19 protein-coding genes and 1 riboswitch are annotated in these 24,509 nt (G+C 72.1%); of the genes, 14 read left to right on the top strand and 5 right to left on the bottom strand.

The window, feature by feature from the left end; genetic code table 11:
* Window positions 1–62: 62 nt before the first annotated feature.
* The gene (locus tag ACZ4IF_RS30505; RefSeq protein WP_467568500.1) at window positions 63–845 is read right to left on the bottom strand and encodes a TIM barrel protein; all 783 of its coding nucleotides are present in this window, start codon (window positions 843–845) and stop codon (window positions 63–65) included.
* A gap of 210 nt (window positions 846–1,055) precedes the next feature.
* Between ACZ4IF_RS30505 and ACZ4IF_RS30500 the strand changes: the two genes are divergently transcribed.
* From ACZ4IF_RS30500 to ACZ4IF_RS30490, 3 genes are all read left to right on the top strand, one after another.
* Window positions 1,056–2,135, top strand: coding sequence for a LacI family DNA-binding transcriptional regulator (locus tag ACZ4IF_RS30500; protein ID WP_467568498.1), 1,080 nt, complete (start codon window positions 1,056–1,058; stop codon window positions 2,133–2,135).
* A gap of 96 nt (window positions 2,136–2,231) precedes the next feature.
* Entirely contained in the window at window positions 2,232–2,624 is a 393-nt protein-coding gene (locus tag ACZ4IF_RS30495; protein ID WP_467568496.1) for a nuclear transport factor 2 family protein, read from the top strand.
* Window positions 2,625–2,717: 93 nt separating this feature from the next.
* Window positions 2,718–3,092 carry a four-helix bundle copper-binding protein gene (locus ACZ4IF_RS30490; RefSeq protein ID WP_467568494.1) on the top strand — a complete coding sequence of 125 codons (375 nt, stop codon included), beginning with the start codon at window positions 2,718–2,720 and terminating at the stop codon, window positions 3,090–3,092.
* A 365-nt stretch (window positions 3,093–3,457) separates the two neighbouring features.
* Here ACZ4IF_RS30490 and ACZ4IF_RS30485 read toward each other — a convergent pair whose 3' ends face one another.
* A complete protein-coding gene (locus ACZ4IF_RS30485) occupies window positions 3,458–4,036 on the bottom strand; it encodes a histidine phosphatase family protein (RefSeq protein ID WP_467568491.1) in 579 nt (192 codons plus the stop codon).
* 145 nt (window positions 4,037–4,181) lie between these two features.
* Window positions 4,182–4,322: riboswitch (cobalamin riboswitch) on the top strand.
* A gap of 38 nt (window positions 4,323–4,360) precedes the next feature.
* On the opposite strand from ACZ4IF_RS30485, the gene ACZ4IF_RS30480 reads away from it, so the two are divergent.
* The 6 genes from ACZ4IF_RS30480 to ACZ4IF_RS30455 all read left to right on the top strand — a co-directional run bounded on the left by ACZ4IF_RS30480 (window position 4,361) and on the right by ACZ4IF_RS30455 (window position 12,123).
* Window positions 4,361–4,582, top strand: coding sequence for a CbtB domain-containing protein (locus ACZ4IF_RS30480; RefSeq protein WP_028799529.1), 222 nt, complete (start codon window positions 4,361–4,363; stop codon window positions 4,580–4,582).
* Between the two features lie 22 nt (window positions 4,583–4,604).
* On the top strand, window positions 4,605–5,375 hold the full coding sequence (locus ACZ4IF_RS30475; protein WP_467568488.1) for a CbtA family protein: 771 nt from the start codon (window positions 4,605–4,607) through the stop codon (window positions 5,373–5,375).
* A gap of 471 nt (window positions 5,376–5,846) precedes the next feature.
* The gene (locus ACZ4IF_RS30470; protein ID WP_467568486.1) at window positions 5,847–7,028 is read left to right on the top strand and encodes an acyl-CoA dehydrogenase family protein; all 1,182 of its coding nucleotides are present in this window, start codon (window positions 5,847–5,849) and stop codon (window positions 7,026–7,028) included.
* A gap of 69 nt (window positions 7,029–7,097) precedes the next feature.
* Window positions 7,098–7,895 carry an oxygenase MpaB family protein gene (locus ACZ4IF_RS30465; protein ID WP_467568581.1) on the top strand — a complete coding sequence of 266 codons (798 nt, stop codon included), beginning with the start codon at window positions 7,098–7,100 and terminating at the stop codon, window positions 7,893–7,895.
* Between the two features lie 64 nt (window positions 7,896–7,959).
* Window positions 7,960–10,227, top strand: a complete 2,268-nt coding sequence (locus ACZ4IF_RS30460; protein WP_467568483.1) for a serine/threonine-protein kinase — start codon at window positions 7,960–7,962, stop codon at window positions 10,225–10,227.
* A gap of 330 nt (window positions 10,228–10,557) precedes the next feature.
* Window positions 10,558–12,123 carry a phytoene desaturase family protein gene (locus tag ACZ4IF_RS30455; RefSeq protein ID WP_467568481.1) on the top strand — a complete coding sequence of 522 codons (1,566 nt, stop codon included), beginning with the start codon at window positions 10,558–10,560 and terminating at the stop codon, window positions 12,121–12,123.
* Window positions 12,124–12,273: 150 nt separating this feature from the next.
* Here ACZ4IF_RS30455 and ACZ4IF_RS30450 read toward each other — a convergent pair whose 3' ends face one another.
* Window positions 12,274–14,061 carry a serine hydrolase domain-containing protein gene (locus tag ACZ4IF_RS30450; protein WP_467568479.1) on the bottom strand — a complete coding sequence of 596 codons (1,788 nt, stop codon included), beginning with the start codon at window positions 14,059–14,061 and terminating at the stop codon, window positions 12,274–12,276.
* Between the two features lie 168 nt (window positions 14,062–14,229).
* Here ACZ4IF_RS30450 and ACZ4IF_RS30445 point away from each other — a divergent pair, with 168 nt between their 5' ends.
* From ACZ4IF_RS30445 to ACZ4IF_RS30430, 4 genes are all read left to right on the top strand, one after another.
* A complete protein-coding gene (locus tag ACZ4IF_RS30445; protein ID WP_467568477.1) occupies window positions 14,230–15,342 on the top strand; it encodes a nitronate monooxygenase in 1,113 nt (370 codons plus the stop codon).
* On the top strand, window positions 15,339–16,889 hold the full coding sequence (locus ACZ4IF_RS30440; RefSeq protein WP_467568475.1) for an acyl-CoA synthetase: 1,551 nt from the start codon (window positions 15,339–15,341) through the stop codon (window positions 16,887–16,889). Before ACZ4IF_RS30445 ends, ACZ4IF_RS30440 begins: the two co-directional genes overlap by 4 nt.
* Before the next feature lie 119 nt (window positions 16,890–17,008).
* Window positions 17,009–17,929, top strand: a complete 921-nt coding sequence (locus ACZ4IF_RS30435; protein ID WP_467568473.1) for an NAD-dependent epimerase/dehydratase family protein — start codon at window positions 17,009–17,011, stop codon at window positions 17,927–17,929.
* 48 nt (window positions 17,930–17,977) lie between these two features.
* On the top strand, window positions 17,978–18,844 hold the full coding sequence (locus ACZ4IF_RS30430) for an RNA polymerase sigma-70 factor (RefSeq protein WP_467568471.1): 867 nt from the start codon (window positions 17,978–17,980) through the stop codon (window positions 18,842–18,844).
* A 61-nt stretch (window positions 18,845–18,905) separates the two neighbouring features.
* On the opposite strand, the gene ACZ4IF_RS30425 is transcribed toward ACZ4IF_RS30430, so the two are convergent.
* Window positions 18,906–21,353, bottom strand: a complete 2,448-nt coding sequence (locus ACZ4IF_RS30425; RefSeq protein ID WP_467568469.1) for a penicillin acylase family protein — start codon at window positions 21,351–21,353, stop codon at window positions 18,906–18,908.
* A 175-nt stretch (window positions 21,354–21,528) separates the two neighbouring features.
* Between ACZ4IF_RS30425 and ACZ4IF_RS30420 the strand changes: the two genes are divergently transcribed.
* Window positions 21,529–23,028 carry an acyl-CoA synthetase gene (locus ACZ4IF_RS30420; RefSeq protein WP_467568467.1) on the top strand — a complete coding sequence of 500 codons (1,500 nt, stop codon included), beginning with the start codon at window positions 21,529–21,531 and terminating at the stop codon, window positions 23,026–23,028.
* Window positions 23,029–23,033: 5 nt separating this feature from the next.
* Here ACZ4IF_RS30420 and paaK read toward each other — a convergent pair whose 3' ends face one another.
* Entirely contained in the window at window positions 23,034–24,347 is a 1,314-nt protein-coding gene (paaK, locus tag ACZ4IF_RS30415) for a phenylacetate--CoA ligase PaaK (RefSeq protein ID WP_467568465.1), read from the bottom strand.
* Window positions 24,348–24,509: the final 162 nt, after the last annotated feature.

The raw sequence follows: 24,509 nt of genomic DNA, 5'->3' as shown, positions 1-24,509 counted from the left end.
GGTGATTCAGCGACTCGACGATTTGGCGACTCGGCGGTTCGGCGGTTCGGGTGCCGGCGCCGTCAGGGGGTGAAGGCGGTCCGGAAGCGTTCCAGCGCGAGGTCGCCGTCCTCGGAGGCCCAGGCCTCCAGGGCGACCGTGCCGTCGTATCCGAGGTCCGTCAGGGCGCCCGCGACGGCCGGGTAGTTGATCTCCCCGGTTCCGGGTTCGTGGCGGCCCGGCACGTCCGCCACCTGGATCTCCCCGATCAGTCCCAGGCCGTGGGCGCGGCGGACCAGTTCGATCAGATTCCCCTCGCCGATCTGCGCGTGGTACAGGTCCAGGTTCATCCGCAGCCCAGGCCGGTCCACGGCCGCCACCAGGGCCAGCGTGTCGGAGGCCTTCGCGAAGGGCACACCGGGGTGGTCCACGGCGGTATTGAGGTTCTCCAGTGTGAAGACCACCCCGGAGCGCTCGCCCAGGTCCGCGACCCGGCTCAGCGTGCGCCGGGCGGCGATCCACATCGGACCGGTGGCCTCGCCGGTCACCGCGGTCACCGGCAGGCCCTCACCGTCCAGGCCGGTGCCGTGCAGATTGAGCCGGGGGCAGCCGAGGCGCTCCGCGGCCCGCACCGACTCCGCGGCGGTGCGCAGCAGTTCGTCCGCGCCGTCCGGGTCCGTCAGATTTCCGCGGACGTAACCGGTCATGGACGAGAAGGCCGCCCCGCTCCGCACGAGGGCGGTCAGATCGTGCCGCGTCCAGTCCCAGATCTCGACCTGGAAACCGGCGTCGTGGATGCGTCGTGCCCGCTCGTGGACGGGGAGCTCCCCGAAGACCATCTCGGCACAGACCGCCAGCGTGTACATCGTCCGTCGCCCGCCTTCCGGCTCTCGCGTTGCTAGAACGTTCTAGTCCCGGAGCAGCAGTACGCCAGCGGCCGAGCCCCTTGTCAAGGTGTCGCGGGCGCGGTGAACTAGAACGTTGCAGTACCTCCGACCAGTGCGTTCGGCGCTGGTCTACGATCTCGTCGGGAAGCCGTGCCGAACGGGAAGCCATGCCGAACAGGGAGGGCAGTCGTGCCTCCGAGCTCCTCGGGTCCGGGCGGGAAGCGGCCCACCCTCGCCGACGTCGCGGAGCGGGCGGGGGTGTCCGTCGCCCTGGTCTCCATCGTGATGCGCGGGACCAAGGGTGCCGGTGCCGCCACCCGCGAGCGCGTGCTCGGGGCGGCGCGGGAGATCGGCTACCGGCCCGACGCGCGCGCCCGCCTGCTGCGCAGCAGCCGTTCGCGCCTGCTCGGCGTGCAGTTCGGCCTCCAGGAACCATTCCACACCGACCTGGTGGAGGGGCTGTACGCCGCCGCCGAGCCGGCCGGCTACCAGCTCTCACTCAGTGCCGTCGCCCCGAGCCGCGGCGAACGGCAGGCGGTGGAAGCCCTGTTGGCGGACCGCTGCGAGGCGCTGATCCTGCTCGGTCCACGAGTCCCGGCCGCCCGGCTGGCGGAACTCGCCGCCCAGGTACCGGTCGTGTCCGTGGCCCGGCGGCTGCGCCCGCCCGCCGCGGGGGTGCATGTCGTGCGTACCGCGGACGACGAGGGTGCACGCCAGGCCGTCGACCACCTCGTCGCACTCGGCCACCGCGACGTCGCGCACATCGACGGCGGCCGGGCACCGGGCGCCGCCGACCGGCGCCGCGGCTACCGCACCGCCATGAACCGGCACGGTCTCGGCGACCGGGTCCGGGTCCTGCCGGGCGGACCGACCGAGGAGGACGGCGCCGCCGCGGCCCACGCCCTGCTCGACGCGGGCTCCCGCCCCACCGCAGTCCTCGCCTTCAACGACCGCTGTGCCACCGGTGTCCTCGACATCTTCCTGCGTGCCCGCGTCCCGGTGCCCGGCGACATCTCCGTCGTGGGCTTCGACGACAGCCGTCTGTCACGCCTCGCGCACATCGACCTCACCACCGTCGGCCAGGACATCCCCCGGCTCGCGGGGGAGGCGGTCGGCCGGGCCCTCGCACGTCTGGAGGGCGATGCGGCCTCCGGCGGCCGGTCGTCCGAGGGGCCTGGCCCGGGGGAGGAGACCGGCCGGGGGGAGGAGACCGTCATCGCTCCAAATCTGGTGGTGCGCGGCACCACGGCCGCTCCGGGGGGTGGCTGAACGACCGCCGAGGCTGGACGGCGCCCCGTCGCATGGCTAGTGTGATCGACGAATAGTCAATTTGTTGAGTATGGATATGAGGATGAGGTGGGCGTGATGGATTCCTTCCGCAAGGCCGTGGAGGCCGGTGATCTCGCCGCGGTCGAGGACATGCTGTCCGACGACGTCGTCTTCCACAGCCCCGTCGCCTTCAAGCCCTACCCCGGGAAGGCGATCACCGCGGCCATCCTCCGCGGCGTCACGCGCGTCTTCACCGACTTCCACTACGTCCGCGAGATCGGCGGCGCGGACGGCCGCGACCACGCGCTCGTCTTCGAGGCGAAGGTCGGCGACAAGAAGATCACCGGCTGCGACTTCCTCCACTTCGACGAGGACGGGAAGATCGACGACTTCATGGTCATGGTCCGCCCGCTGTCCGCCGCCCAGGCGCTCTCCGAGGCGATGGGAGCCCAGTTCGACCGGATCGCCCAGGAGGCGGCCGGCGCGTGACGTCGGGCGGCCCGGTGTGCACCGGGCGCACAGGGCCGTGTTCCGGACGCCGCGGACGGGTTTGACGCGAAGGCGCGCGGCTACCCGCGCGTGGTGACATCGACGACTTCCCGGCAGGAGCTCATCCGGTTCCTGGAGGACCGCTTCGCCTGCGCCCAGGCGTGCACCGAGTGCGCCAGGGTCTGTGCGCTGCGCGCGAGCCTCATGGATCCGGACGGGCCCGAGGAGCAGGATCGCGTACGCCGCAAGGGCATCCAGTGCACGGAAGTGTGCGACGCGACCTGCCTGGTGCTGTCCGAGGGGACGCACCGGGACGAGGCCGCTGTCCGCTCCCAGGTGGAATGGTGCCGCGACGTCTGCCTGGAGGGCGCCCTCGTCTTCGACGAGTACGACGGTGCGCGGGACGCGGCGAAGGAGTGCCGTGCGTGCGCGCAGGCGTGTGCGGACTTCCTCGCGGTCCTGGGCTGAGGGCGGCAGGGGCCGTCCGGCGCCGCGCGCCGTGCGGGACGCTGTGGGCCGAGCGCCGCGCGAAGCCGTCCGCCGGCCCGCCCGGGCGCGGGTGGGAGCGGCACGACGGGACGGGACCGGAACGTCCGGGCCGGGAACGGCGCTCCGGCGGATGCCTGGGACTCCGGCGGGCGGCGGGAACTCCGGCGGATGCCTGGGACTCCGGCGGGCGGCGGGAACTCCGGCGGATGCCTGGGACTCCGGCGGATGCCTGGAACTCCGGCGGATGCCTGGAACTCCGGCGGACGGCGGGAACTCCGGCGGATGCCTGGGACTCCGGCGGACGACCGGAACATCGGCCGGCGACCGGAATTCCGGCCGGCGCATCAGCCCGGCTCCGCCAGTGGACGCCCCGCGCGTACGTTCCAGCGCCCCGATCGCCCGCTGAACTCCGTGGCGGTCAGGGGCGGTACGTCGACGCGCCAGAAGGCCGCGTCCGGCGCACCCAGAACCCGCACCAGCGCGGCCCGTACGACCTCCGGCTCCACCACGGCGACCGTCCGGCCCGACGCCTGCGCGGTGCCGTCCAGCCAGCCGGCCACCCGGTCGCAGAACGCCCGTACCGACTCGCCGCCGTGCGGCGCGGCCCCGGGGTCGGCCAGCCAGCCCGCCACCGCCTCGGGCTCCTGCGCGCTCACCTCCGCCAAAGTCGCACCGCGCCAGCGGCCCACGTCGAGACCGGCCAACTCCGGTGCGTCCGGGGCGCCTTCGAGACCGAGAGCGTCGGCGGTCGCACGACAGCGCACGGCGGGGGAGACCCACTGCCGCTCCGCGGCCGGCAGCTGTCCCGCAGCCGCCCGCGCGAGCCGCAGTCCGGACGCGTCGAGCGGACGTCCGTCGTCGAAGCGGGCCTCGCGCAGTGCGGCGCCCAGCGCGGCTGAGATCAAGATCACTCGACTTGTCATGTCCTCACTCTCATGGGTTCTCGTGGTGTCCGCCGGCCCGAAAAGCCTTATGGGGCAAGGGAATCCGCCGCACACCCGGTCCGTGGGGGCGCACCCCGTGCTCCCCCGTGCGCCCTTGGCCGGAACCCGCCGACGCGGTACCGTCGCGTCGAAATCGACGACGGCTCGGCGGAAGCCCGGTGGAAATCCGGCACGGTCGCGCCACTGTAAGCCCAGCACGACCCCCCCTCGCCAGGGGCGGTGAGGGCAGGGCAAGTCAGACCCGCGGCTGTCGTCCAGTGCACCACCGGAATGGGACGCGAGTTCCCCAGGAGGTTCTGCCCCATGGCGCAGTCCGTCGCTCAGCCGACCGCCACACCCACCGCGGTACCCGCCAAGCTGCCGATCGGCGCGATCGCCCCCTGGGCGGTCTTCTTCGGCATCCTGATGCTGGTCCTGCTCTACTTCGTCGGCGCCGAACAGGGCGCCACCGCAGTCGTGTCCGGCGAGAACGTCCACGAGTGGGTCCACGACGCCCGCCACCTGCTCGGCTTCCCGTGCCACTGACGACCACGGGACGTACGAGCCGATGAATTCCGCAATCGTAAGAAACCTGTTGGTGCGTGGCATGCTCGCGGGACTCGCCGCGGGCCTGCTCGCCCTGGTCGTCGCCTACTTCCTGGGCGAGCCGCGCGTCGACTCGGCGATCGGCTACGAAGAGGCGCACTCCCACGCGCACGAGCACGGCGTGGAAGCGGTGTCCCGCACGATGCAGTCCACCGGCGGCCTGGCCACCGGCGTCCTCGTCTACGGGGTCGCGTTCGGCGGTATCGCCGCTCTCGCGTACTGCTTCGCGCTCGGCAGGATCGGCCGCTTCGGGCCGCGGGCGAGCGCGCTGCTGCTGTCGGTGGCGGGCCTGCTCGCGGTCTATGTCGTGCCGTTCCTGAAGTACCCGGCCAACCCGCCGTCGGTCGGCGATCCCGACACCATCGGGAAGCGCACGACCCTGTACTTCCTGATGATGGTGCTCAGCGTGCTGCTGGCCGTCGCGACCGTGATCCTGGGCAAGCGCCTCGCGCCGCGCCTGGGCAATTGGAACGCGACGATCGCGGGGGGCGCGTTCTTCGTCCTCACGATCGGTCTCGCCTACGCGTTCCTGCCGGCCGTGAACGAGGTTCCGAAGGACTTCTCGGGCACCCTGCTCTGGCAGTTCCGGCTCGCGGCCCTCGCCATCCAGCTGACCCTGTGGACCGCCTTCGGGCTCGTCTTCGGGTTCCTGGCCGAACGGGTGCTGGCGCCTAAGCCGGCCGCCGGAGGCCGACAGGAGGTCACCGCGGGGGCGACTCCCGTGGCCCACTGAGCGGTGACGGAAGGGCGGCCCCGGTCCTCGACCGGGGCCGCCCTCCTGCGTGCACCGGACGTCAGGCCGGCCGGATCAGCAGCTCGAAGCCGTCCAGCAGCGCCGTGAGGCCGACGTCGAAGTGCTCGTCGATCTCCCTGTCGTCGGCGGCGCGGGCCAAGGGCGGCACGGGGGGCACGCGGCCTCCCGCTCGGCGCGGTGATGATCGCCGGTGCCGTGGTGGTGGCGGTGCGTGCCGAACGGGCCCGGGGCCCGGTGATCGGACAAGAGGCGCCGGAGAGACGGTGATCGGCCGAGAGGCCCCAGGGCCCGGTGATCGGGCCCCGGGGAAGGAGTGGCGGTGGTCGCCGAAGGGGAGCACGGGAAATTCCTCTGACGCGTCATCAGCATTCCCAAGTTCTGCAACACGTTCTACTCTGTGCGCCGACCAGCCGGGAGAACCAGCTCGGGCACCGGGCAACAGGAGGCGCCGTGCATCTCGAATACACGCCGGAGCAGCAGCGTCTGCGCACCGAACTGCGCGACTACTTCGCCCAGTTGGTGCCCGACAACGCCTACGCCCGGTACGCCGATCCCGCCTCGCAGAAGCGCTTCTACCGCGAGACCGTCCGACGTCTGGGCGCGGACGGCTGGCTCGGCGTCGGATGGCCGGAGGAGTACGGCGGGCGCGGGCTGACCCCCATGGAACAGTTCATCTTCTTCGACGAGGCGGCCCAGGCGGGCGTGCCCCTGCCCCTGATGGCCCTCAACACCGTCGGCCCGACGATCATGCAGTTCGGGACGGAGGAGCAGAAGTCCCACTTCCTGCCCAGGATCCTCTCCGGCGAGATCGACTTCGCGATCGGCTACAGCGAGCCCGACGCCGGCACCGACCTCGCCGCGCTGAAGACGAAGGCGGTCCGCGACGGCGACGGCGACTACGTCGTGAACGGGCAGAAGATCTGGACGACGAACGGCGACACCGCCGACTGGGTCTGGCTCGCCGTCCGCACCGACCCCGACGCGCCGCCCCACAAGGGCATCACCATGCTCCTGGTGCCGACCTCCGACCCCGGCTACTCGTGCACGCTGATCAACACACTCGCCTCGCACGACACCACCGCCAGCTACTACGAGAACATCCGGGTCCCCGTCACCCGCCGGGTCGGCGAGGAGAACAAGGGATGGCGGCTGATCACCAACCAGCTCAACCATGAACGCGTGACGCTCGCCGCGCACGGCACCATGGCGATCCGGGCCCTGCACGACGTGCAGCGCTGGACCATGGAGACCAAGCTCACCGACGGCCGCCGCGTCGCCGACCTCCCGTGGGTGCGCCGCCGGCTCGCGCAGACCCACACCCGGCTCGACGCCATGAAACTGCTCAACTGGAAGATGGTGAACGCCGTCCAGGAGGGCACCCTCACCCCGCAGGACGCCTCCGCGGTCAAGGTGTACGGCTCCGAGGCGCGCCGCGACGCGTACGCCTGGCTGATGGAGATCGTCGCCGCGCCCGGGGTGCTCAAGGAGGGCTCCGCGGGAGCCGTCCTGCACGGCGAGCTCGAACGTGGCTACCGCTCCGCGGTGATCTTCACCTTCGGCGGCGGCAACAACGAGATCCAGCGCGAGATCATCTCGTGGATCGGACTGGGGATGCCCCGGGTCCGGCGTTAGCCTGACACGGTGGAGAGCACGTTCCCGGGCGACCCGGGACTCTTCGGTCCCCGCTCCGTGACCTGGCAGATGCACGGCGACCCGATGATGTGGGTCGCCGGCATCCGCGCGCTGTACCTCCAGGCCCTGCACCCGCGCGTCGTGCGCGGGGTGACGCAGAACTCCGACTTCCGGCGCGACGCCTGGGGCCGGCTGATGCGCACCGCGGACTTCGTCGGCACGACGACGTACGGCACCGGTGAGGCTGCCGAGAAGGCAGGGGCGAGGGTACGAAAGATTCACAGCATGCTCACGACCACCGATCCCGGCACGGGGGCGCGCCACCCGGTCGACGAACCCGGACTGCTGCTGTGGGTGCACTGCGCCGAGATCGACTCCTACCTCCACGTGCTGCGGCGCTCCGGCTTCCGGCTGACGGACGAGCAGGCCGACCGGTACGTCGCCGAACACCTGGTCAGCGCGCGACTGGTAGGGCTCGACCCCGCAAACGTACCGGCGAGCCGGGTCGAGCTGGCCGCCTACTTCGACACGATGCTTCCGGAGCTCGCGGCGGGTCCCGAGGCCCAAGAGGTGGACGCCTTCCTGCGGCGTCCGCCCGTCCACCCGCTGATGCTCCCGGCGCGCGCCGTGCTCTGGCGGCGCGTGGCACAGCTGGCGTACGCCTCTCTGCCGCCGTACGCCCACGAGTTGTACGGCAGGCCCGCCCCGCCGCCGGCCTCGGTGACCCGGCACCTGCGCGTCACGGGCACCGCCCTGCGCTGTGTTCCCGCACGTCTGCGCTGGCAACTCCCGCCCAAACACATTCTGCGCGCCATGTCACGGCTCGGCCCCGGCTCGCGCCCCGCACCATACAAGGTCGGCAGATAGCTCGCCATACTGGACGGGCCGGGGGAGGGCGCGGGCTGAGCAGTGACGGGGGCGATCACACGAGATGGCGGACTCCAGGCTGATCCAGGGCCGGTACCGGCTGCTCGATCTGATCGGGCGCGGCGGCATGGGCGAGGTGTGGCGTGCGCGTGACGAGTCACTGGGCCGGCAGGTGGCCGTCAAGTGCCTCAAGCCGCTGGGACCGCACCACGACCAGTCCTTCACGCGTGTCCTGCGCGAGAGGTTCCGCCGCGAGGCCCGCGTCGCCGCCGCCCTCCAGCACCGTGGTGTGACCGTGGTCCACGACTTCGGCGAGTCCGACGGAGTGCTGTACCTGGTGATGGAGCTGCTCGACGGGCGCAACCTCAGCCAGCTCCTGGAGGACAACAAGCACCATCCGCTGGCGGTCGCCGACGTGGTGGACGTCGCCGACCAGGTGGCCGCCGCGCTGGCCTACACCCACCAGCAGGGCATCGTGCACCGCGACCTGAAGCCCGCGAACATCATGCGGCTGGCCGACGGCACCGTGAAGATCTGCGACTTCGGCATAGCCCGCCTCGGCCACGACATCGGCTTCACCTCCCGGCTGACCGGCACCGGCATCGCCATGGGCACGCCGCACTACATGTCGCCGGAGCAGATCGGCGGCTCCCATGTCGACCAGCGCAGCGACCTGTACTCGTTCGGGTGCGTGCTCTACGAGATCGCCACCGGGGCACCGCCGTTCGACCTCGACGACGCGTGGGCGGTCCTCGTCGGCCACCGCGACACACCCCCCGAGCCACCGCGCAGCCACCGCGCCGAACTGCCCGAGTACGTCGAGCGGATCATCCTGGACCTGCTCGCCAAGCAGCCCGAGGAGCGCCCGCAGGACGCCCGCGAGCTGGCCCGCCGCATCGGCGCGGGCCGCGCCACCCCGATGTACGTGCCCACGGTGGTCACCCCGGCGGTCACGGGCCGCCGTGCCGTGGCGCCCTCGACACAGACGCGCCCCGAACAGCCGCCGTCCCGCGAACCCCGGCTGCCGTCCTGGACCCGTGGCATGACCACCGGCCACAAGGCCGCCGGAGGCGGACTGCGCAGCACCCCGCCGGACGTGTCGGCCGGGCTCACCGGAGACTGGATCGCCCGGCCCTCGACGGCTGTGACGAGCGGGCCCGCGGTTCCCGAACGCCCCGCCCCGTCAATGGAGTTGATCACGACACTGGCGGGGCGGCACAACGCCGGGCTGAGCCTCGGGCGGCTCGGCCGGTGGACCGAGGCGGGAGAGGTGCATCGCGCCGTCGCCGCCGAACGCGAGCACGCCCTCGGCCCCGAACACCCCGACACGCTCGCCAGCCGCTACGAGGTCGGTTTCACGCTCAGCCGCACCGGGCGCCCCGCCGACGCGCTGCGCGAGTACGCGCACGTCGCGGAGGCCAGGGAGCGCGTGCTCGGCGCCGACCACCCCGACACCCTCGCGGCGCGCCAGGAGATGGCCTACGTGCTCGGTCAGTTGGGCCGCCACTTCGAGGCGCACCAGACCTATACGTCGGTGCTCGCCGCCCGCGAGCGGGCCATGGGTGCCGACCACCCCGACACCCTGCGCTGCCGCCACAACCTCGCCTTCAACCTGAGCAGGCTAGGACGGCTGGAGGACTCGTACCGCATGGCGAGCGAGGTAGCCGCCGCCCGGGCCCGCGTCCTCGGTCCCACCCACCCCGACACCCTCGTCACCCGGTACGAGGTCGCCTACGCCCTCGGGCAGCTCGGCCACTGGCCCGAAGCGCTCCACGCCTACCAGGAAGTGGCCGACGCGCGCGCCCAGGCGCTGGGGCCCGACCACCCCGACACCCTCGCCGCCCGCTACGAGGTCGGCATCAGCCTCGGCAGGCTCGGGCGCAGCGCGCAGGCCCTGACGCTCTACCGCGACCTGATCGACGACCGCGTCCGGGTGCAGGGCCCGACGCACCCCGAGACCCTGCGCGCCCGGCACGGCCTGGGGGTGAACCTGGGCCGCATGGGCCGCTGGGAGGAGGCGCTCGCGGAGTCCCGTGACGTGTGCGCGATCCGCGAACGCGTCCTCGGCCCCGACCACCCGGACACCCTCGTCAGCCGCAGGGAGGTCGCCGTCGGCCTGGGCTGGCTCGGCCGCTGGGCCGACGCCCTCACCGAGTACCGCGCCGTCGCCGCCGCCCGCGAACGCGTCCTCGGCCCCGACCACCCCGACACCCTCGGCAGCCGCAACGACGAGGCACACTGCCTCGAGCAGCTGGGACACGGTCAGGAGGCCGTCGAGCTGTACCGCAGGGTGGCGGCGTTGCGCCAGCGGCGGGCGTCCGGCGGCCACTGAACGGGAAGTCACGGCCGCCGCTCACCGCTCACCGCTCACCGCGCTCCGCCGGCGACGGGGCAGCGTGCCGGGAGCGCCGGTCACCGCACCCGGCGGCGCCCGGGCGGCGTGCCGTGGACGTCCGGCACCGCGCTCCGGGGGCGGCCGGGCCACGTGTCGGGAGCACCGGGCACCGCATCCCGGGCGGCGCCCGGGCGGCGAGCCGGGCCCCGAGCACCGGACGTCCGCCATCCGCTGAACGGCGAGTCAGCACCGCCCCCGCCCGCTCGGGCGCCCGCCGCTTGCCGCGCACCCCTGGCCGACGTAGATCATCACGTGCTACGAAGAACCATGCCTGCACACGAGGGATACGACGCCGTGATCGTCGGCGGGGGCCACAACGGACTGGTCGCCGCCGCCTACCTGGCCCGGGCCGGACGGTCCGTGCTGGTTCTGGAACGTCTGGGGAACACCGGCGGCGCGGCCGTCTCGACCCGTCCGTTCGCCGGAGTCGACGCGCGCCTTTCACGCTATTCGTACCTGGTCAGCCTGCTGCCCCGGAAGATCGTCCGGGATCTCGGCCTCGACTTCCGGGTCCGCGGGCGCACCATCTCCTCCTACACCCCCGTCGAGCGCGACGGCCGGCCCACCGGGCTGCTCGTCGGCGGCGGCGAGCGGCGCACCCGCGAGGCGTTCGCGCGGCTGACCGGCTCCGACCGCGAGTACGAGGCATGGCAGCGCTTCTACGGCATGACCGGCCGCGTCGCCGAGCGGGTGTTCCCGACGCTCACCGAACCCCTGCCCACGCGCGAGGAGCTGCGGGGCCGTGTCGACGACGAGGACGCCTGGCGGATGCTCTTCGAGGAGCCGGTCGGCGCCGCGGTGGAGGAGTACTTCGCCGACGACCTGGTCCGTGGTGTCGTCCTCACCGACGCGCTGATCGGCACGTTCGCGGACGCCCACGACTCCTCGCTGCGCCAGAACCGCTGCTTCCTCTACCACGTGATCGGCGGCGGCACCGGGGCCTGGGACGTGCCGGTCGGCGGCATGGGGGCGCTCACCGACGCGATCACCGGCGCCGCCCGCAACGCAGGCGCCACGATCGCCACCGGCCACGAGGCGATCCGCGTCGAGACGGACGGCACGTCCGCGGAGGTCACCTACCGGACCGCCGACGGCGAGGGCGTCGTCGCGGCCCGGCACGTCCTCGTCAACGCGTCGCCGCAGGAGCTCGCCCACCTCACCGGCGACGAGCCGCCGACCCCGGCCGAGGGCGCCCAGCTCAAGGTGAACATGCTGCTCAAGCGGCTGCCCCGGCTGCGTGACAGCGCCGTCGACCCGCGCGAGGCGTTCTCCGGGACCTTCCACATCGCCGAGGGGTACCAGCAGTTGGCGACCGCCCACGCGCAGGCCGCGTCCGGCGAGCTGCCCGCCGCCCCGCCCTCCGAGATCTACTGCCACTCGCTCACCGACCCGAGCATCCTCGGCCAGGACCTCGTCGACCAGGGCTACCAGACCCTCACCCTGTTCGGCCTGCACACTCCGGCCCGCCTCTTCGAACGGGACAACGACGCGGTGCGGGACGAGCTGCTGAAGTCGACGCTGGCGCAGCTGGACGCCCATCTCGCGGAGCCGCTGGCCGACTGCCTGGCCACCGACGCCGAGGGCCGCCCGTGCATCGAGGCGAAGACCCCGCTCGACCTGGAGCGCGACCTGCGGCTGCCGGGCGGCAACATCTTCCACCGCGACCTCGCCTTCCCGTACGCGCAGGAGGGCACGGGCCGCTGGGGCGTCGAGACCCGGCACGCCAACGTGCTGCTGTGCGGAGCGGGGGCGGTGCGCGGCGGCGGGGTGAGCGGGGTTCCCGGACACAACGCGGCGATGGCCGTGCTGGAGGAGGCCGACCGGCAGAGCTGACCGTCGCGACGGCGGTGCCGGCCGGGCGCTCTCACGGGCGCTCCGGCCGGAACGCTCCCAGGACCGCTCCGGCCGGGCGCTGCCACGACCGTCCCGGCCAGGCCGGGCGGCCGGGCGCATCCCGCCCGGCCGCCCGGCACCTCCGAGCCGTCAGTCCCGGGAGGCCACCCAGCCGACCGCCTCGATCCGTGCGGCGTCCGCGGGGCGTGCCTCGTCGAAGGAGACACGGTCACCGCTCTCGACCCGCTGGCCGTCGACGTAGGCGCCCCGGCCGACGTACAGGCGGTCGGTCGTGTACCGCCAGCGCAGCGTGAGCCGTGGCGCCTGCGGCACCTGGGCCACGAGCCGGTGCCACACCCGCCCGGACCAGCCGGTGGCCGTACCGGCCGAATGCTCCTGAGACTCCTCCCCGGGCGCCGCCGTGGTGAACGGCACCGGCTGCCAGGTGGCTCCGTCGTCGGTCGAGGACTCCAGGAAGAGGAGGTCCGACTGCGGCTCGGTGTCCCACCACACGGCGCAGCGCAGACGGGCGGGGCCCGTGCCGGTGTCGAGCGGGGGCAGGGCCAGCGTGGCCGTCGTGGCGTTCGCCGTACCGGAGAACCAGGATGTGCGTCCGCGTGCGGGGCGGACCGGCACGGCCCGTGCCAGGTTCGTCGCGGCGGCGACCCGGGGAGCGGAACCGGATCGCCAGGTGCGCACCGGGTGCACGGAGTTGCCGAGGACGACGAGGAAGGAGTCGGTCGTCGGGTCGAGGACGATCGAGGTACCGGTGAAGCCGGTGTGGCCCGCCGTGCGCGGGGTGGCCATCGCGCCCATGTACCAGTGCTGGTAGAGCTCGAACCCGAGGCCGTGCTCGTCACCGGGGAAAGCCGTGTTGAAGTCCGTGAACATCAGGTCGACGGTCTCCTGCCGCAGGATGCGGGCCTTGCCGTACGCGCCTCCGTTCAGCAGTGTCCGGCCGAGGACCGCGAGGTCCCAGGCGCACGAGAACACACCCGCGTGCCCCGCCACTCCGCCGAGGGAGTAGGCGTTCTCGTCGTGCACCTCGCCCCACACGAGGCCGCGGTTCAGCCCCGACCAGGGAAGCCGTGCGTCCTCGGTGGCGGCGATCCGCGGCTTCCAGGAGGCGGGCGGGTTGTAGCGGGTGCGGCTCATGCCGAGCGGCGCGGTTATCTCGTCGTGCAGCAGCACGTCGAGGGTGCGGCCGGTGACCTTCTCCAGGACCAGCTGCAGCGAGATCAGGTTCAGGTCGGAGTAGAGGTAGACGGTGCCGGGCGCATTGAGGGGCTTCTCGTCCCAGATGAGCTTGAGTTTTCCCTCGCGCGTCGGCGCGTTGTAGAGGGGGATCCAGGCGCGGAACCCGGAGGTGTGCGTGAGGAGCTGACGGATCGTGACGTCCTGTTTGCCGCCGCCCGCGAACTCGGGGAGATAGGAGGCGACGGTCGCCTCCAGCTCCAGCGCGCCGCGCTCCATCTGCTGCACCGCGAGGATGGAGGTGAACAGCTTCGACACGGAGGCGAGGTCGTAGACGGTGTCCTCGGCAGCCGGGATCTGCTGGTCCGCCGGGAACTCCACTCCGGTGTCGGTCTTGTCGTCGTACGCCGCGTAGCGCACGGCCATGCCGATCGGCCGGTGCAGGGCCACGGTCGAGCCGCGTCCGGCGAGGAGCACCGCGCCCGCGTACCAGGGGTGCCGGGGCGAGGGCGCGAGGAACGCCTCGGCGTCCGTGACCAGTTGATCCAGGTGGTCGCCGAGCAGGCCCGCCTCCCGGGCGGTTCCGTGGCGCAGTGTCGCGCGGTGTCCCTTCTCCTGCGCGGCCACCGCGGGGCCCGCGGGGAAGGGGGCGAGTGCCAGCGCCCCGCCCACGGCCAGTACGGCGCGACCCCATTGACGACGGGTCAGCCCGCCGTCCGCTCTTTCCTCAGCGCCTTCGGTCATCGAGCTGCCTCCCGCGTCGCCTGAAAGTATCTTTCCGGACCCAGTGTGCGGAGTGAAACTTTCCTGTCAGACGTGCTCGTGTCAACCCTCCCGGATGGGCGTGAAGAAATCTGACGGAGCATCAGAAAAGGCCTTCCCTCGTCCGGAGGACTGCGGCATCCTGCGCCCATGCAGACGGAGCTGAGCAAGAGACTGGGAGTCGAGCACGCCATCTTCGGCTTCACGCCGTTTCCCGCCGTCGCCGCGGCCATCAGCCGCGCGGGCGGATTCGGGGTGCTCGGCGCGGTCCGCTACACCGCACCGGACGAACTGGCCCGCGACCTCGACTGGATCGAGGCGCACGTCGCGGGCAGGCCCTACGGCCTCGATGTGGTCATGCCCGCGAAGAAGGTGGAAGGCGTCACCGAGGCCGAGGTCGAGGCGATGATCCCCGAAAGTCATCGTCAGTACGTCCAGGACACCCTCGCCAAATACGGTGTGCCCGAACTCGCGGAGGGCGAGGCGTCCGGATGGCGTATCACCGGCTGGATGGAACAGGTCGCCCGCGGCCAGCTCGACGTCGCCTTCGACTATCCGATCAAACTCCTCGCCAACGCGCTGGGTTCACCGCCCGCCGACATCGTCGAGCGCGCCCATGACCGCTCGGTCCTTGTCGCTGCCCTGGCGGGCAGCGCCCGCCACGCCCGCAAGCACGCCGACGCGGGCATCGACATCGTCGTGGCACAGGGCTACGAGGCCGGCGGGCACACCGGGGAGATCGCCTCGATGGTGCTGACGCCCGAAGTCGTCGACGCCGTCGATCCGTTGCCGGTCCTGGCCGCGGGCGGGATAGGCAGCGGGCAGCAGGTCGCCGCGGCGCTCAGCCTCGGGGCCCAGGGTGTGTGGCTGGGCTCGCTGTGGCTGACCGTCACCGAGGCCGAGATGCACTCGCGTGCCGTCACCCGCAAACTGCTGGCGGCCGGGTCCGGCGACACCGTCCGCTCCCGCGCGCTGACCGGCAAACCGGCCCGCCAGCTGCGCACCGAGTGGACCGACGCCTGGGACTCCCCGGACGGACCCGGGACGCTGCCCATGCCGCTCCAGGGGCTGTTGGTGGCCGAGGCGCTCTCGCGCATCCAGAAGTACGAGGTGGAGCCGCTGCTCGGCACACCGGTCGGACAGATCGTCGGCCGGATGAACAGCGAACGCAGCGTCCAGGCCGTGTTCGACGACCTGACGCGAGGTTTCGAGAGGGCCGTCGACCGCATCAACCGCATCGCGGGCAGGGAGGAGCGCTCGTGAACACACCGCCGAACGGATTCTGGGCCCAGGCCGCCGCCGACCCCGGGCGCACGGCGCTCGTCGCACCGGACGGAGAGGAGTGGACGGCGGGGCGGTTGCACGACGCGGCCAACCGGCTCGTGCACGGACTGCGCGCTGCGGGCCTCGAACGCGGCGACGCCTTCGCGGTCGTCCTGCCCAACTGCGCCGAGTTCTTCGTCGCCTACCTCGCCGCGTCCCAGGCGGGCCTCTATCTCGTCCCCGTCAACCACCACCTGGTCGGCCCCGAGATCGCCTGGATCGTCTCCGACTCCGGTGCCAAGGTCCTCATCGCACACGAACGGTTCGGGGACGCCGCCCGGAGGGCCGCCGACGAGGCCGGGCTCCCCGCCTCGCACCGCTACGCCGTGGGCGTGGTCGACGGCTTCCGGCCGTACGGCCAACTCCTCGACGGGCAGCCCGTGTCACCGCCCGCCGACCGCACCCTCGGCTGGGTCATGAACTACACCTCGGGCACCACGGGACGCCCCCGCGGCATCCGGCGCCCGTTGCCCGGCAAACTCCCCGAGGAGTCGTACCTCGGCGGCTTCCTCGCCATCTTCGGCATCAAGCCGTTCGACGGCAATGTGCACCTGGTCTGCTCGCCGCTGTACCACACCGCGGTGCTCCAGTTCGCCGGCGCGTCCCTGCACATCGGGCACCGCCTGGCGCTGATGGACAAATGGACGCCCGAGGAGATGCTGCGCGTCATCGACGTCCAGCGGTGCACCCACACCCACATGGTCCCCACCCAGTTCCACCGGCTGCTGGCGCTGCCGCAGGAGGTGCGGGCGCGCTACGACGTGTCGTCGATGCGGCACGCGATCCACGGCGCCGCCCCGTGCCCCGACCACGTGAAGCGGGCCATGATCGAGTGGTGGGGCCACAGTGTCGAGGAGTACTACGCGGCCAGCGAGGGCGGAGGCGCCTTCGCGACCGCCGAGGACTGGCTCAAGAAGCCCGGCACGGTGGGCAAGGCCTGGCCCATCAGCGAACTCGCCGTCTTCGACGACGACGGCAAGGAGCTGCCGCCGGGTGAGCTCGGCACCGTGTACATGAAGATGAGCACCGGCGGATTCTCGTACCACAAGGACGAGGCCAAGACGAGGAAGAACCGCATCGGCGACTTCTTCACCGTCGGTGACCTCGGATATCTCGACGAGGACGGGTACCTCTTCCTCCGCGACCGCAAGATCGACATGATCATCTCGGGCGGGGTCAACATCTATCCGGCCGAGATCGAGTCCGCACTGCTCACCCACCCCGCCGTGGCTGACGCGGCCGCCTTCGGTATCCCGCACGACGACTGGGGCGAGGAGGTGAAGGCCGTGGTGGAGCCCGCCCCGGGCCATGAACCCGGCCCGGCGCTCGCCGCGGAGATCCTCGCCCACTGCGAGCAGCGGCTCGCCGGCTACAAGCGTCCCAAGAGCGTGGACTTCATCGAGGTCATGCCGCGTGATCCCAACGGAAAGCTGTACAAGCGGCGCCTGCGGGACCCCTACTGGGAGGGCCGCACCAGAATCGTGTGACGCAGGTCACATTCGCGACCTGTCACGTCGAGGCGCACTCGCCCGTCCTGATGCCGAAACGCCCCCGGGAGCTGATCCCCGGACCGCCCGGGGGCCCGACATCCAGGAGATGAACTTCCATGCGCGTACTCGTCGCCGGAGCCACCGGAGTCATCGGCCGGGCGCTCGTCCCGCTGCTCACCTCGGTCGGACACGAGGTGGTGGCCCTCTCCCGCACCCCCGGCACAGGCACCGTCGCCGCCGACGCCCTCGACCGCTCGTCGCTGCACAAGGCGGTGCGAGAGGCGGCCCCCGACGCGGTCGTGAACATGCTCACCGCCATCCCGGCCGCCATCGACCCGCGCCATCTCGCCCGCGACTTCGCCCTGACCAACCGGCTGCGCACCGAGGGCACCCGCAACCTGTACGAGGCCGCCCACGACGCGGGCGTCAAGAAGATCGTCGCCCAGGGTCTGGCCTACGCCTACGACCCGGCCGGACAGGGCGCCGCCGACGAGGACGCCCCGTTGTGGCAGCGCCCGCCGAAGCAGTTCGTCCCGGTCCTGGAGGCGCTCAAGGAGCTGGAGCTGCGCACCGCCGACGCGGGCGGCACCGTCCTGCGCTTCGGACACCTCTACGGGCCCGGCACCATCTACGCCTCCGACGGCTCCTTCGTGCAGCAGGTCTCGGCCGGGAAGGTGCCCCTGGTCGGCGGCGGGAACTCGGTGTTCTCCTTCACCCACACCCACGACGCCGCCACCGCGGTGATCGCCGCGCTCGACAAGCCCGTGAGCGGCCCGCTGAACATCGTCGACGACACACCGGTGGCGCTGCACGAGTGGCTGCCCGAGCTGGCCCGGATGCTCGGCGCCAAGGAGCCCAAGAAGGCGCCCGCGGCACTCGCCCGGCTCGCCGTCGGCAGCTGGGGCGTGGCGTTCATGAACGGGCTGCGCGGCGCCGACAACGCGCGCGCCGTGCTCACCCTCGACTGGCGGCCGAGGTACGCCTCCTGGCGCGCCGGGTTCGCCGCCGAGTTGAATGGTGTGACGGCCGGGCGCTGATCGGCAGGGAGCCGGCCGTACGCCGAACCGCAGGAAAGGAATGAGGAGTTGGAGACTCCGGAGCAGGCGACCGAGCAGTTCGAGGCGTACCGCCCGCTGCTGCTCGGCCTCGCCTACCGGCTGCTCGGCAGCATGTGGGACGCCGAGGACGTCGTCCAGGACGCCTACCTCCGCTGGACCGGCACCGACCGGGCGGACGTCCGCGAACCACGGGCCTTCCTCATCACGGTCGTCACCCGCCTCGCCCTGGACCAATTGCGCTCGGCCCGCGTCACCCGCGAGGCGTACACCGGGCCGTGGCTCCCCGAGCCCGTCGCGACGGGAGCGCTCGGCCCGCTCGACACCGCGGAGCTGCGCGACACGGTGGCCTACGCGACCGTGCATCTGATGGAACGTCTGTCGCCGCCGGAGCGCGCGGTGTTCGTCCTGCGGGAGGCCTTCGACCTGCCCTACGACGAGATCGCGCGCATCCTGGACACGACCGCCTCGAACTGCCGTCAGATGCACCATCGCGCGAGCCGCCGGGTCACGTCGGGACGCGACAAGTTCGCCCTCGCCGAGGACGACCACGCCAAACTGCTCGCGAGCTTCCTGGAGGCCGCGCAGAGCGGCGACCTCAGCGGTCTGACCGACCTGCTGGCCGAGGACGTGATCGCCTGGAACGACGGCGGCGGCAAGGTCAGGGCGGCGCTGCGCCCGGTCGTGGGCCGCGACCACGTGGTCGCGTTCATCGCCGGACTGGTCGCCCGCTATCCGTTCGGCGAGGCACGTGTCGTCGACGCCAACGGCGCTCCCGCCCTCGCGCTCGCGGTCGACGGCATCGAACAGGTCGTCACCATCTCCGTGCAGGAAGGACGCATCGACGGCGTCTACGCCGTCCTCAACCCCGAGAAGCTGGGGCACGTGGGCCGGTGAACCGGCGGTCATGACGCACGTGGGCCCCACCCTCCGCGGGGTGGGGCCCACGTGCGCGGCGTCAGCGGTGCTCGCCGACCCGGACCACCCTGAGGCCCGGCGAGGAGAGGATGTCCTTCTCGCAGAACCGCGACGTGACCCAGCGCTCACCCGAGAACAGCCGCGTCTGATCGCTGTAGTGCGGCGAGTTCGGGTTCGACGACTGGGAGTACGTCAGCAGCGTGCGCGCGACCGGGCAGCGGCTGCCGTCCCAGCCGACGGCCTGGATGTACGACGACCCGGTGGTGACCTCGGTGTAACCGCCGGCCGCCGGGTTCCACACCGGCTCGACCTTGTTCCACACCCCGAGCGACTCGGTGCCGCCCGGCACCGGGATGCGCTCGCCGCCGCGCACGACGAACTGGTGCGCGCCGAGCTTCTCGTCCGGCGAGATGCCCGCCGCGCCCAACTCCGTCACGGTGTCCGCGAGGGCCGTGGCGAAGCCGGCCGCGCCGGTGTTCAGCGTGTTCGGGGTACGGACCGGATCCGCCGCCGAGAACGGCACCTTCCACAGCTGCGCGGCCGGTACCGCGGCCGTCAGCTTCCGCCAGAACCGGTCGAAGAACAGCGCGCCCCGGCTGCCCGTGTCCATGGAGTGGTCCCATGCCGTGAGCACACCGCACGCCTCGGTCACGTCGACGGCCTTGCCGTCGCTGCCGGTCGCCGTGCCGCCCGGAAGCGCGGCACACGCGCGCGCCACGTCGTCCGCGGCCAGATCACCCGCGGGCACCCGGTTCGCGAACTGCTGCGCCTGGAGATCCCGTACGGTCAGCCGGCCGCGGGCCGCCATCGCCGCCACGTCCTCGACGGCGCCGCGCGTGCGCATCGACCGCTGCGTGCCGATCGTGCCGAAGACACGCTCGTACCCGGTCACCGGCCGGTCCGCGTTGGCCAGCCAGGCGCTGTCGTTGGAGTTCTCCGCGTACGGCGCGTCCCGCAGCACCGGCATCTTCGCCGGTCCGAAGATCCCGGGCTGTACGGCGTCCGGGTCGCTGCCCAGCGCGCAGTCCCCGCGCGAGCCGTCGAGGACGGCGACACCGGACGACGGATAGGTGACCTTGCCGAGCGGTGTCGAGCAGCGCTGCGCCAGGTCGTCGGTGATGCGGGGGATCACCTGGGACTGGGTGAACAGCGAGTGGCCGCCCGAGTCGGCGGCGATCGTGTTCACCCAGGGCAGCCCCTGGGTGCGCCGCAGGGCGGTGAGCACGCCGGCCGTGTCGCGGGCCTTGGCGAAGCCGAGCGCGGTGTCCGAGGCGCGCAGGTTGGCCGCGTTCGGGTCGCCCAGCGCGTACGCCGTGGTGGACGTCCAGGGCAGCGGTAGCTGGGCACCGAGCGAGGTGACGACCGGGCCGTACCGCGTCCACCACTGCGTGCGCGTCACGGGCGCGCCGTCCTTCACGGCCACGGTGACACTCCGCCGTGTCATCCGTTCCGACTTGCCGTCCACCAGGTACGACGTCGGATCGGTCGGATCCAGTGTGAGCTGGTGGAGGTTGAGGGTGACGCCCGTCGCGACGGTGTGGCTCCACGCGACGCGCGCGGTGTGCCCGATGGATATCGTCGCCGAACCGAGCAGGGCCCCGCCCTGGACGTCCAGCCGCCCCGGGATGGTCTGCTGCATCTGCCAGAAGCGACGGCCGCCCTGCCAGGGGTAGTGCGGGTTGCCCAGCAGCAGGCCCCGGCCGTTGGCCGTCGTGGCACCGCTGAAGGCGACCGCGTTGGACCCCATGTCGGCGTTGTCGAACAGCTCCCGGGCGGCCCGGGCGGTGGCCTGCGCGTTCGGGGTCCGGGAGTTCCCGGACGCACCGCCCGTCTCCTGCGGGGCGGCCGTGCCGGCGGGTGCCGTCGCGGGCGGCTGCGCGGCGGTGATGCCGTCGATGCCCCGGCCCTGACCGCCCAGCACGGCCAGGGCGAAGCCCCGTGCGGCCACGTCCAGTTGTGTCACCGGGCGGACCCAGTCGGCGCCCCGGCACGCGGGATCGGTGACGCGGTTCTGGGCGAGCCAGGCGTTGTAACCGGCCGCCCAGCCGCGCATCAGATCCTTGGCGTCCCGCCCGGGCCCCCGCGGCGCGGGTTCCGCGAGCAGCTTCTCCACCGTGCCCGCCTCCCGGACACCACGGAAGTACAGGTCGCTGGAGAGGTTCTTGGCCGCCGAGGACAGCGAACCGTCCGGCGCCGCGTCGGGACCGAAGTAGCGGGAGCGCTCCCCGCGCAGCGTCACGAAACCGTCGGCGAGGGTGCACACCTGGTCGGCGGCCTGCGCCCAGCCGGTGCCGAAGCCGAGGTTCGCGTAGTCCTTCGCGACGATGTGCGGGATGCCGTACTCGGTGTAGCGGATCACGGCCGACAGGCCGCCGTGCGAGGGATGTTCCTGACGGTCCTGCCGCTCGGCCGCGGCCGCGGGCAGCGTGGCCGAGGCGGTGAGCAGGGCGACGGCCGTGACCACGAACCGTCTCAGGCGGGTGCGCATCGTGCCTCCCAACATCATTGGCGGAAAGGGCGGTTGAGCGTACCAATGGGTATGTCGTCCGGAGAGGGGTCCGTCGCGATCCCGCTGCGCGGGCCGCGCGCCGCCGGGCATCCGGACGAGACCCCGGTGCCTTCGTCTTGACCTCCCTCGTGCCGCGGACCGAGGATCATGTGTCATGACGCCAGGACAGGGCAGCACGGTTGACGGGGTGCTGCGCCGCAGTGCCCGGCGCACCCCGGCACGCACAGCGGTCGACTACCGCGAGCGCTCGTGGACGTACGCGGAACTCGACGACGCGGTCTCCCGCGCGGCGAGCGTGCTCCTCGGACAGGGGCTCACCCCCGGCGACCGGGTCGGCGCCTACGGACACAACTCCGACGCGTACCTGATCGGCTTCCTCGCCTGCGCCCGCGCCGGACTCGTGCACGTCCCGGTCAACCAGAACCTGATGGGCGACGACCTCGCCTACGTCGTCGGGCAGTCCGGCAGCACCCTGGTCCTGGCCGACCCGGACCTCGCGGCCAGGCTCCCCGACGGCATGCGCACCCTGGCGTTGCGGGACACCGACGACTCACTGCTCGCCCGGCTGGACGCCGCTGTCCCCTACGACGGCGACGAGCCGCGCGGCGACACGCTCGTGCAGCTGCTCTACACCTCAGGCACCACCGCCCTGCCCAAGGGCGCGATGATGACGCACCGCGCCCTGGTGCACGAGTACCTGAGCGCGATCACGGCCCTCGACCTGAGCGCGGGGGACCGGCCCGTGCACTCGCTGCCGCTCTACCACTCGGCGCAGATGCACGTCTTCCTGCTCCCGTATCTCGCGGTCGGCGCGTCGAACATCATCCTCGACGCGCCCGACGGGGACCACCTCTTCGACCTGATCGAGGCCGGCCGCGCGGACAGCCTGTTCGCGCCGCCCACCGTGTGGATCGGCCTGGCGAACCGGCCCGACTTCGCGACCCGCGACCTCGGCGGGCTGCGCAAGGCGTACTACGGCGCGTCGATCATGCCGGTGCCCGTCCTGGAGCGGCTGCGCGAACGCCTGCCGAAGCTGGCCTTCTACAACTGCTTCGGACAGAGCGAGATCGGGCCGCTGGCCACCGTCCTCGGGCCCGACGAGCACAAGGGGCGGATGGACTCCTGCGGACGCACCGTGCTGTTCGTGGACGCGCGGGTGGTCGACGAGGACGGCAAGGAGGTGCCGGACGGGACGCCGGGCGAAGTCGTCTACCGCTCACCGCAGTTGTGCGAGGGCTACTGGGACAAACCGGAGGAGACCGCGGAGGCCTTCCGCGACGGCTGGTTCCACTCGGGAGACCTCGCCGTGCGCGACGCCGACGGCTACTTCACCGTCGTCGACCGGGTGAAGGACGTCATCAACTCCGGTGGCGTGCTGGTCGCCTCACGGCAGGTCGAGGACGCGCTGTACACGCACGAGAAGGTCGCCGAGGTCGCCGTGATCGGGCTGCCCGACGAGCGCTGGATCGAGGCCGTCACCGCCGTGGTCGTCGCCCGCGGCGAGGTCACCGAAGCCGAACTCGTCGCCCACGCACGCGAGAAGCTCGCCCACTTCAAGGCACCCAAGAGGGTCCTGTTCGTGGACGAGCTGCCGCGCAACGCCAGCGGGAAGATCCTCAAACGGGAGCTGCGGGACCGCTTCGGCGAGGGCTAGGGGGTTCACGGCGTCCGGCGTTCCCGCAGGTCCATGATCCGCTTGATCTTGCCCACCGACCGCTCCAGCGACTCCGGTTCGACGATCTCGACCGAGACCGACACGCCGACCCCGTCCTTCACCGCCGCCTTGATCGCCCGCGCCGCGGCCTCGCGGATCTCGGGGGTGGCGCCGGCGCGCGCCTCGGCCCGCACGGTGAGCGCGTCGAGGCGGCCCTCCCGGGTCAGCCGCAGCTGGAAGTGCGGCGCCACCCCCGGCGTGCGCAGCACGATCTCCTCGATCTGTGTGGGGAAGAGGTTGACTCCGCGGAGGATCACCATGTCGTCGCTGCGGCCGGTGATCTTCTCCATGCGCCGGAAGACCCGTGCCGTGCCGGGCAGCAGCCGCGTCAAGTCCCTTGTCCGGTAACGGATGACGGGCATGGCCTCCTTGGTGAGCGAGGTGAAGACCAGCTCGCCCTCCTCGCCGTCCGGAAGCACCTCACCGGTGATCGGGTCGACGACCTCCGGATAGAAGTGGTCCTCCCAGATGTGCAGTCCGTCCTTGGTGTCCACGCATTCCTGGGCGACCCCCGGGCCGATCACCTCCGACAGGCCGTAGATGTCGACGGCGTCGATCGCGAACCGCTCCTCGATCTCGCGCCGCATCTCCTCGGTCCAGGGCTCCGCGCCGAAGATGCCCACGCGCAGCGAGGTGCCGCGCGGGTCGACGCCCTGCCGCTCGAACTCGTCGAGCAGCGTCAGCATGTAGGAGGGCGTCACCATGATGATCTCGGGCTTCAGGTCCTGGATGAGCTGGACCTGGCGTGCGGTCATGCCTCCGGAGGCGGGGATGACCGTGCAGCCGAGCCGTTCGGCGCCGTAGTGGGCGCCGAGTCCGCCGGTGAAGAGTCCGTAGCCGTAGGCGATGTGCGCCTTGTCGCCGGGCCGGCCACCGGCGGCGCGGATGGAGCGGGCCACCATGTCGGCCCACATCGACAGGTCGTTCTCCGTGTAGCCGACCACCGTCGGCCGTCCGGTCGTGCCGCTCGACGCGTGCAGACGCCTGATCCGGTCCTGCGGGACGGCGAACAACCCGTACGGGTAGTTCTCGCGCAGGTCGGCCTTCGTGGTGAACGGGAAGCGGGCCAGATCGGCGAGCGAACGGCAGTCGTCCGGGCCGACCCCGGCCTTGTCGAAGGACTCGCGGTAGAACGGCACGTTCTCGTACGCGTGCCGCAGCGACGCCCGCATCCGCTCCAGTTGGAGCGCCCGCAGCCCGTCCGCGTCCAGCCGCTCGCCCGCGTCCAGCAGGTCCTTCGGTCCCGTGGAATCCGCCATGGGGACTCCTCCCTCACCAACCGCATCATTCCGGACGACCGATCATTCGGTCGCTGTGTTCGGGATCAGTAATTCAGGCTCACCGGCCCTCGGACAAGGGGGTGGCCCGGATTTTCTCGCGCCGGGCGCCTGCGCGGCGGCAGGCCGGGACAGCGGACGGGG

The organism is Streptomyces sp. NPDC025784 (assembly GCF_055558435.1).
The sequence above is the reverse complement of the archived record's forward strand: the minus strand, read 5'-3'. Positions and strand labels throughout refer to the sequence as shown.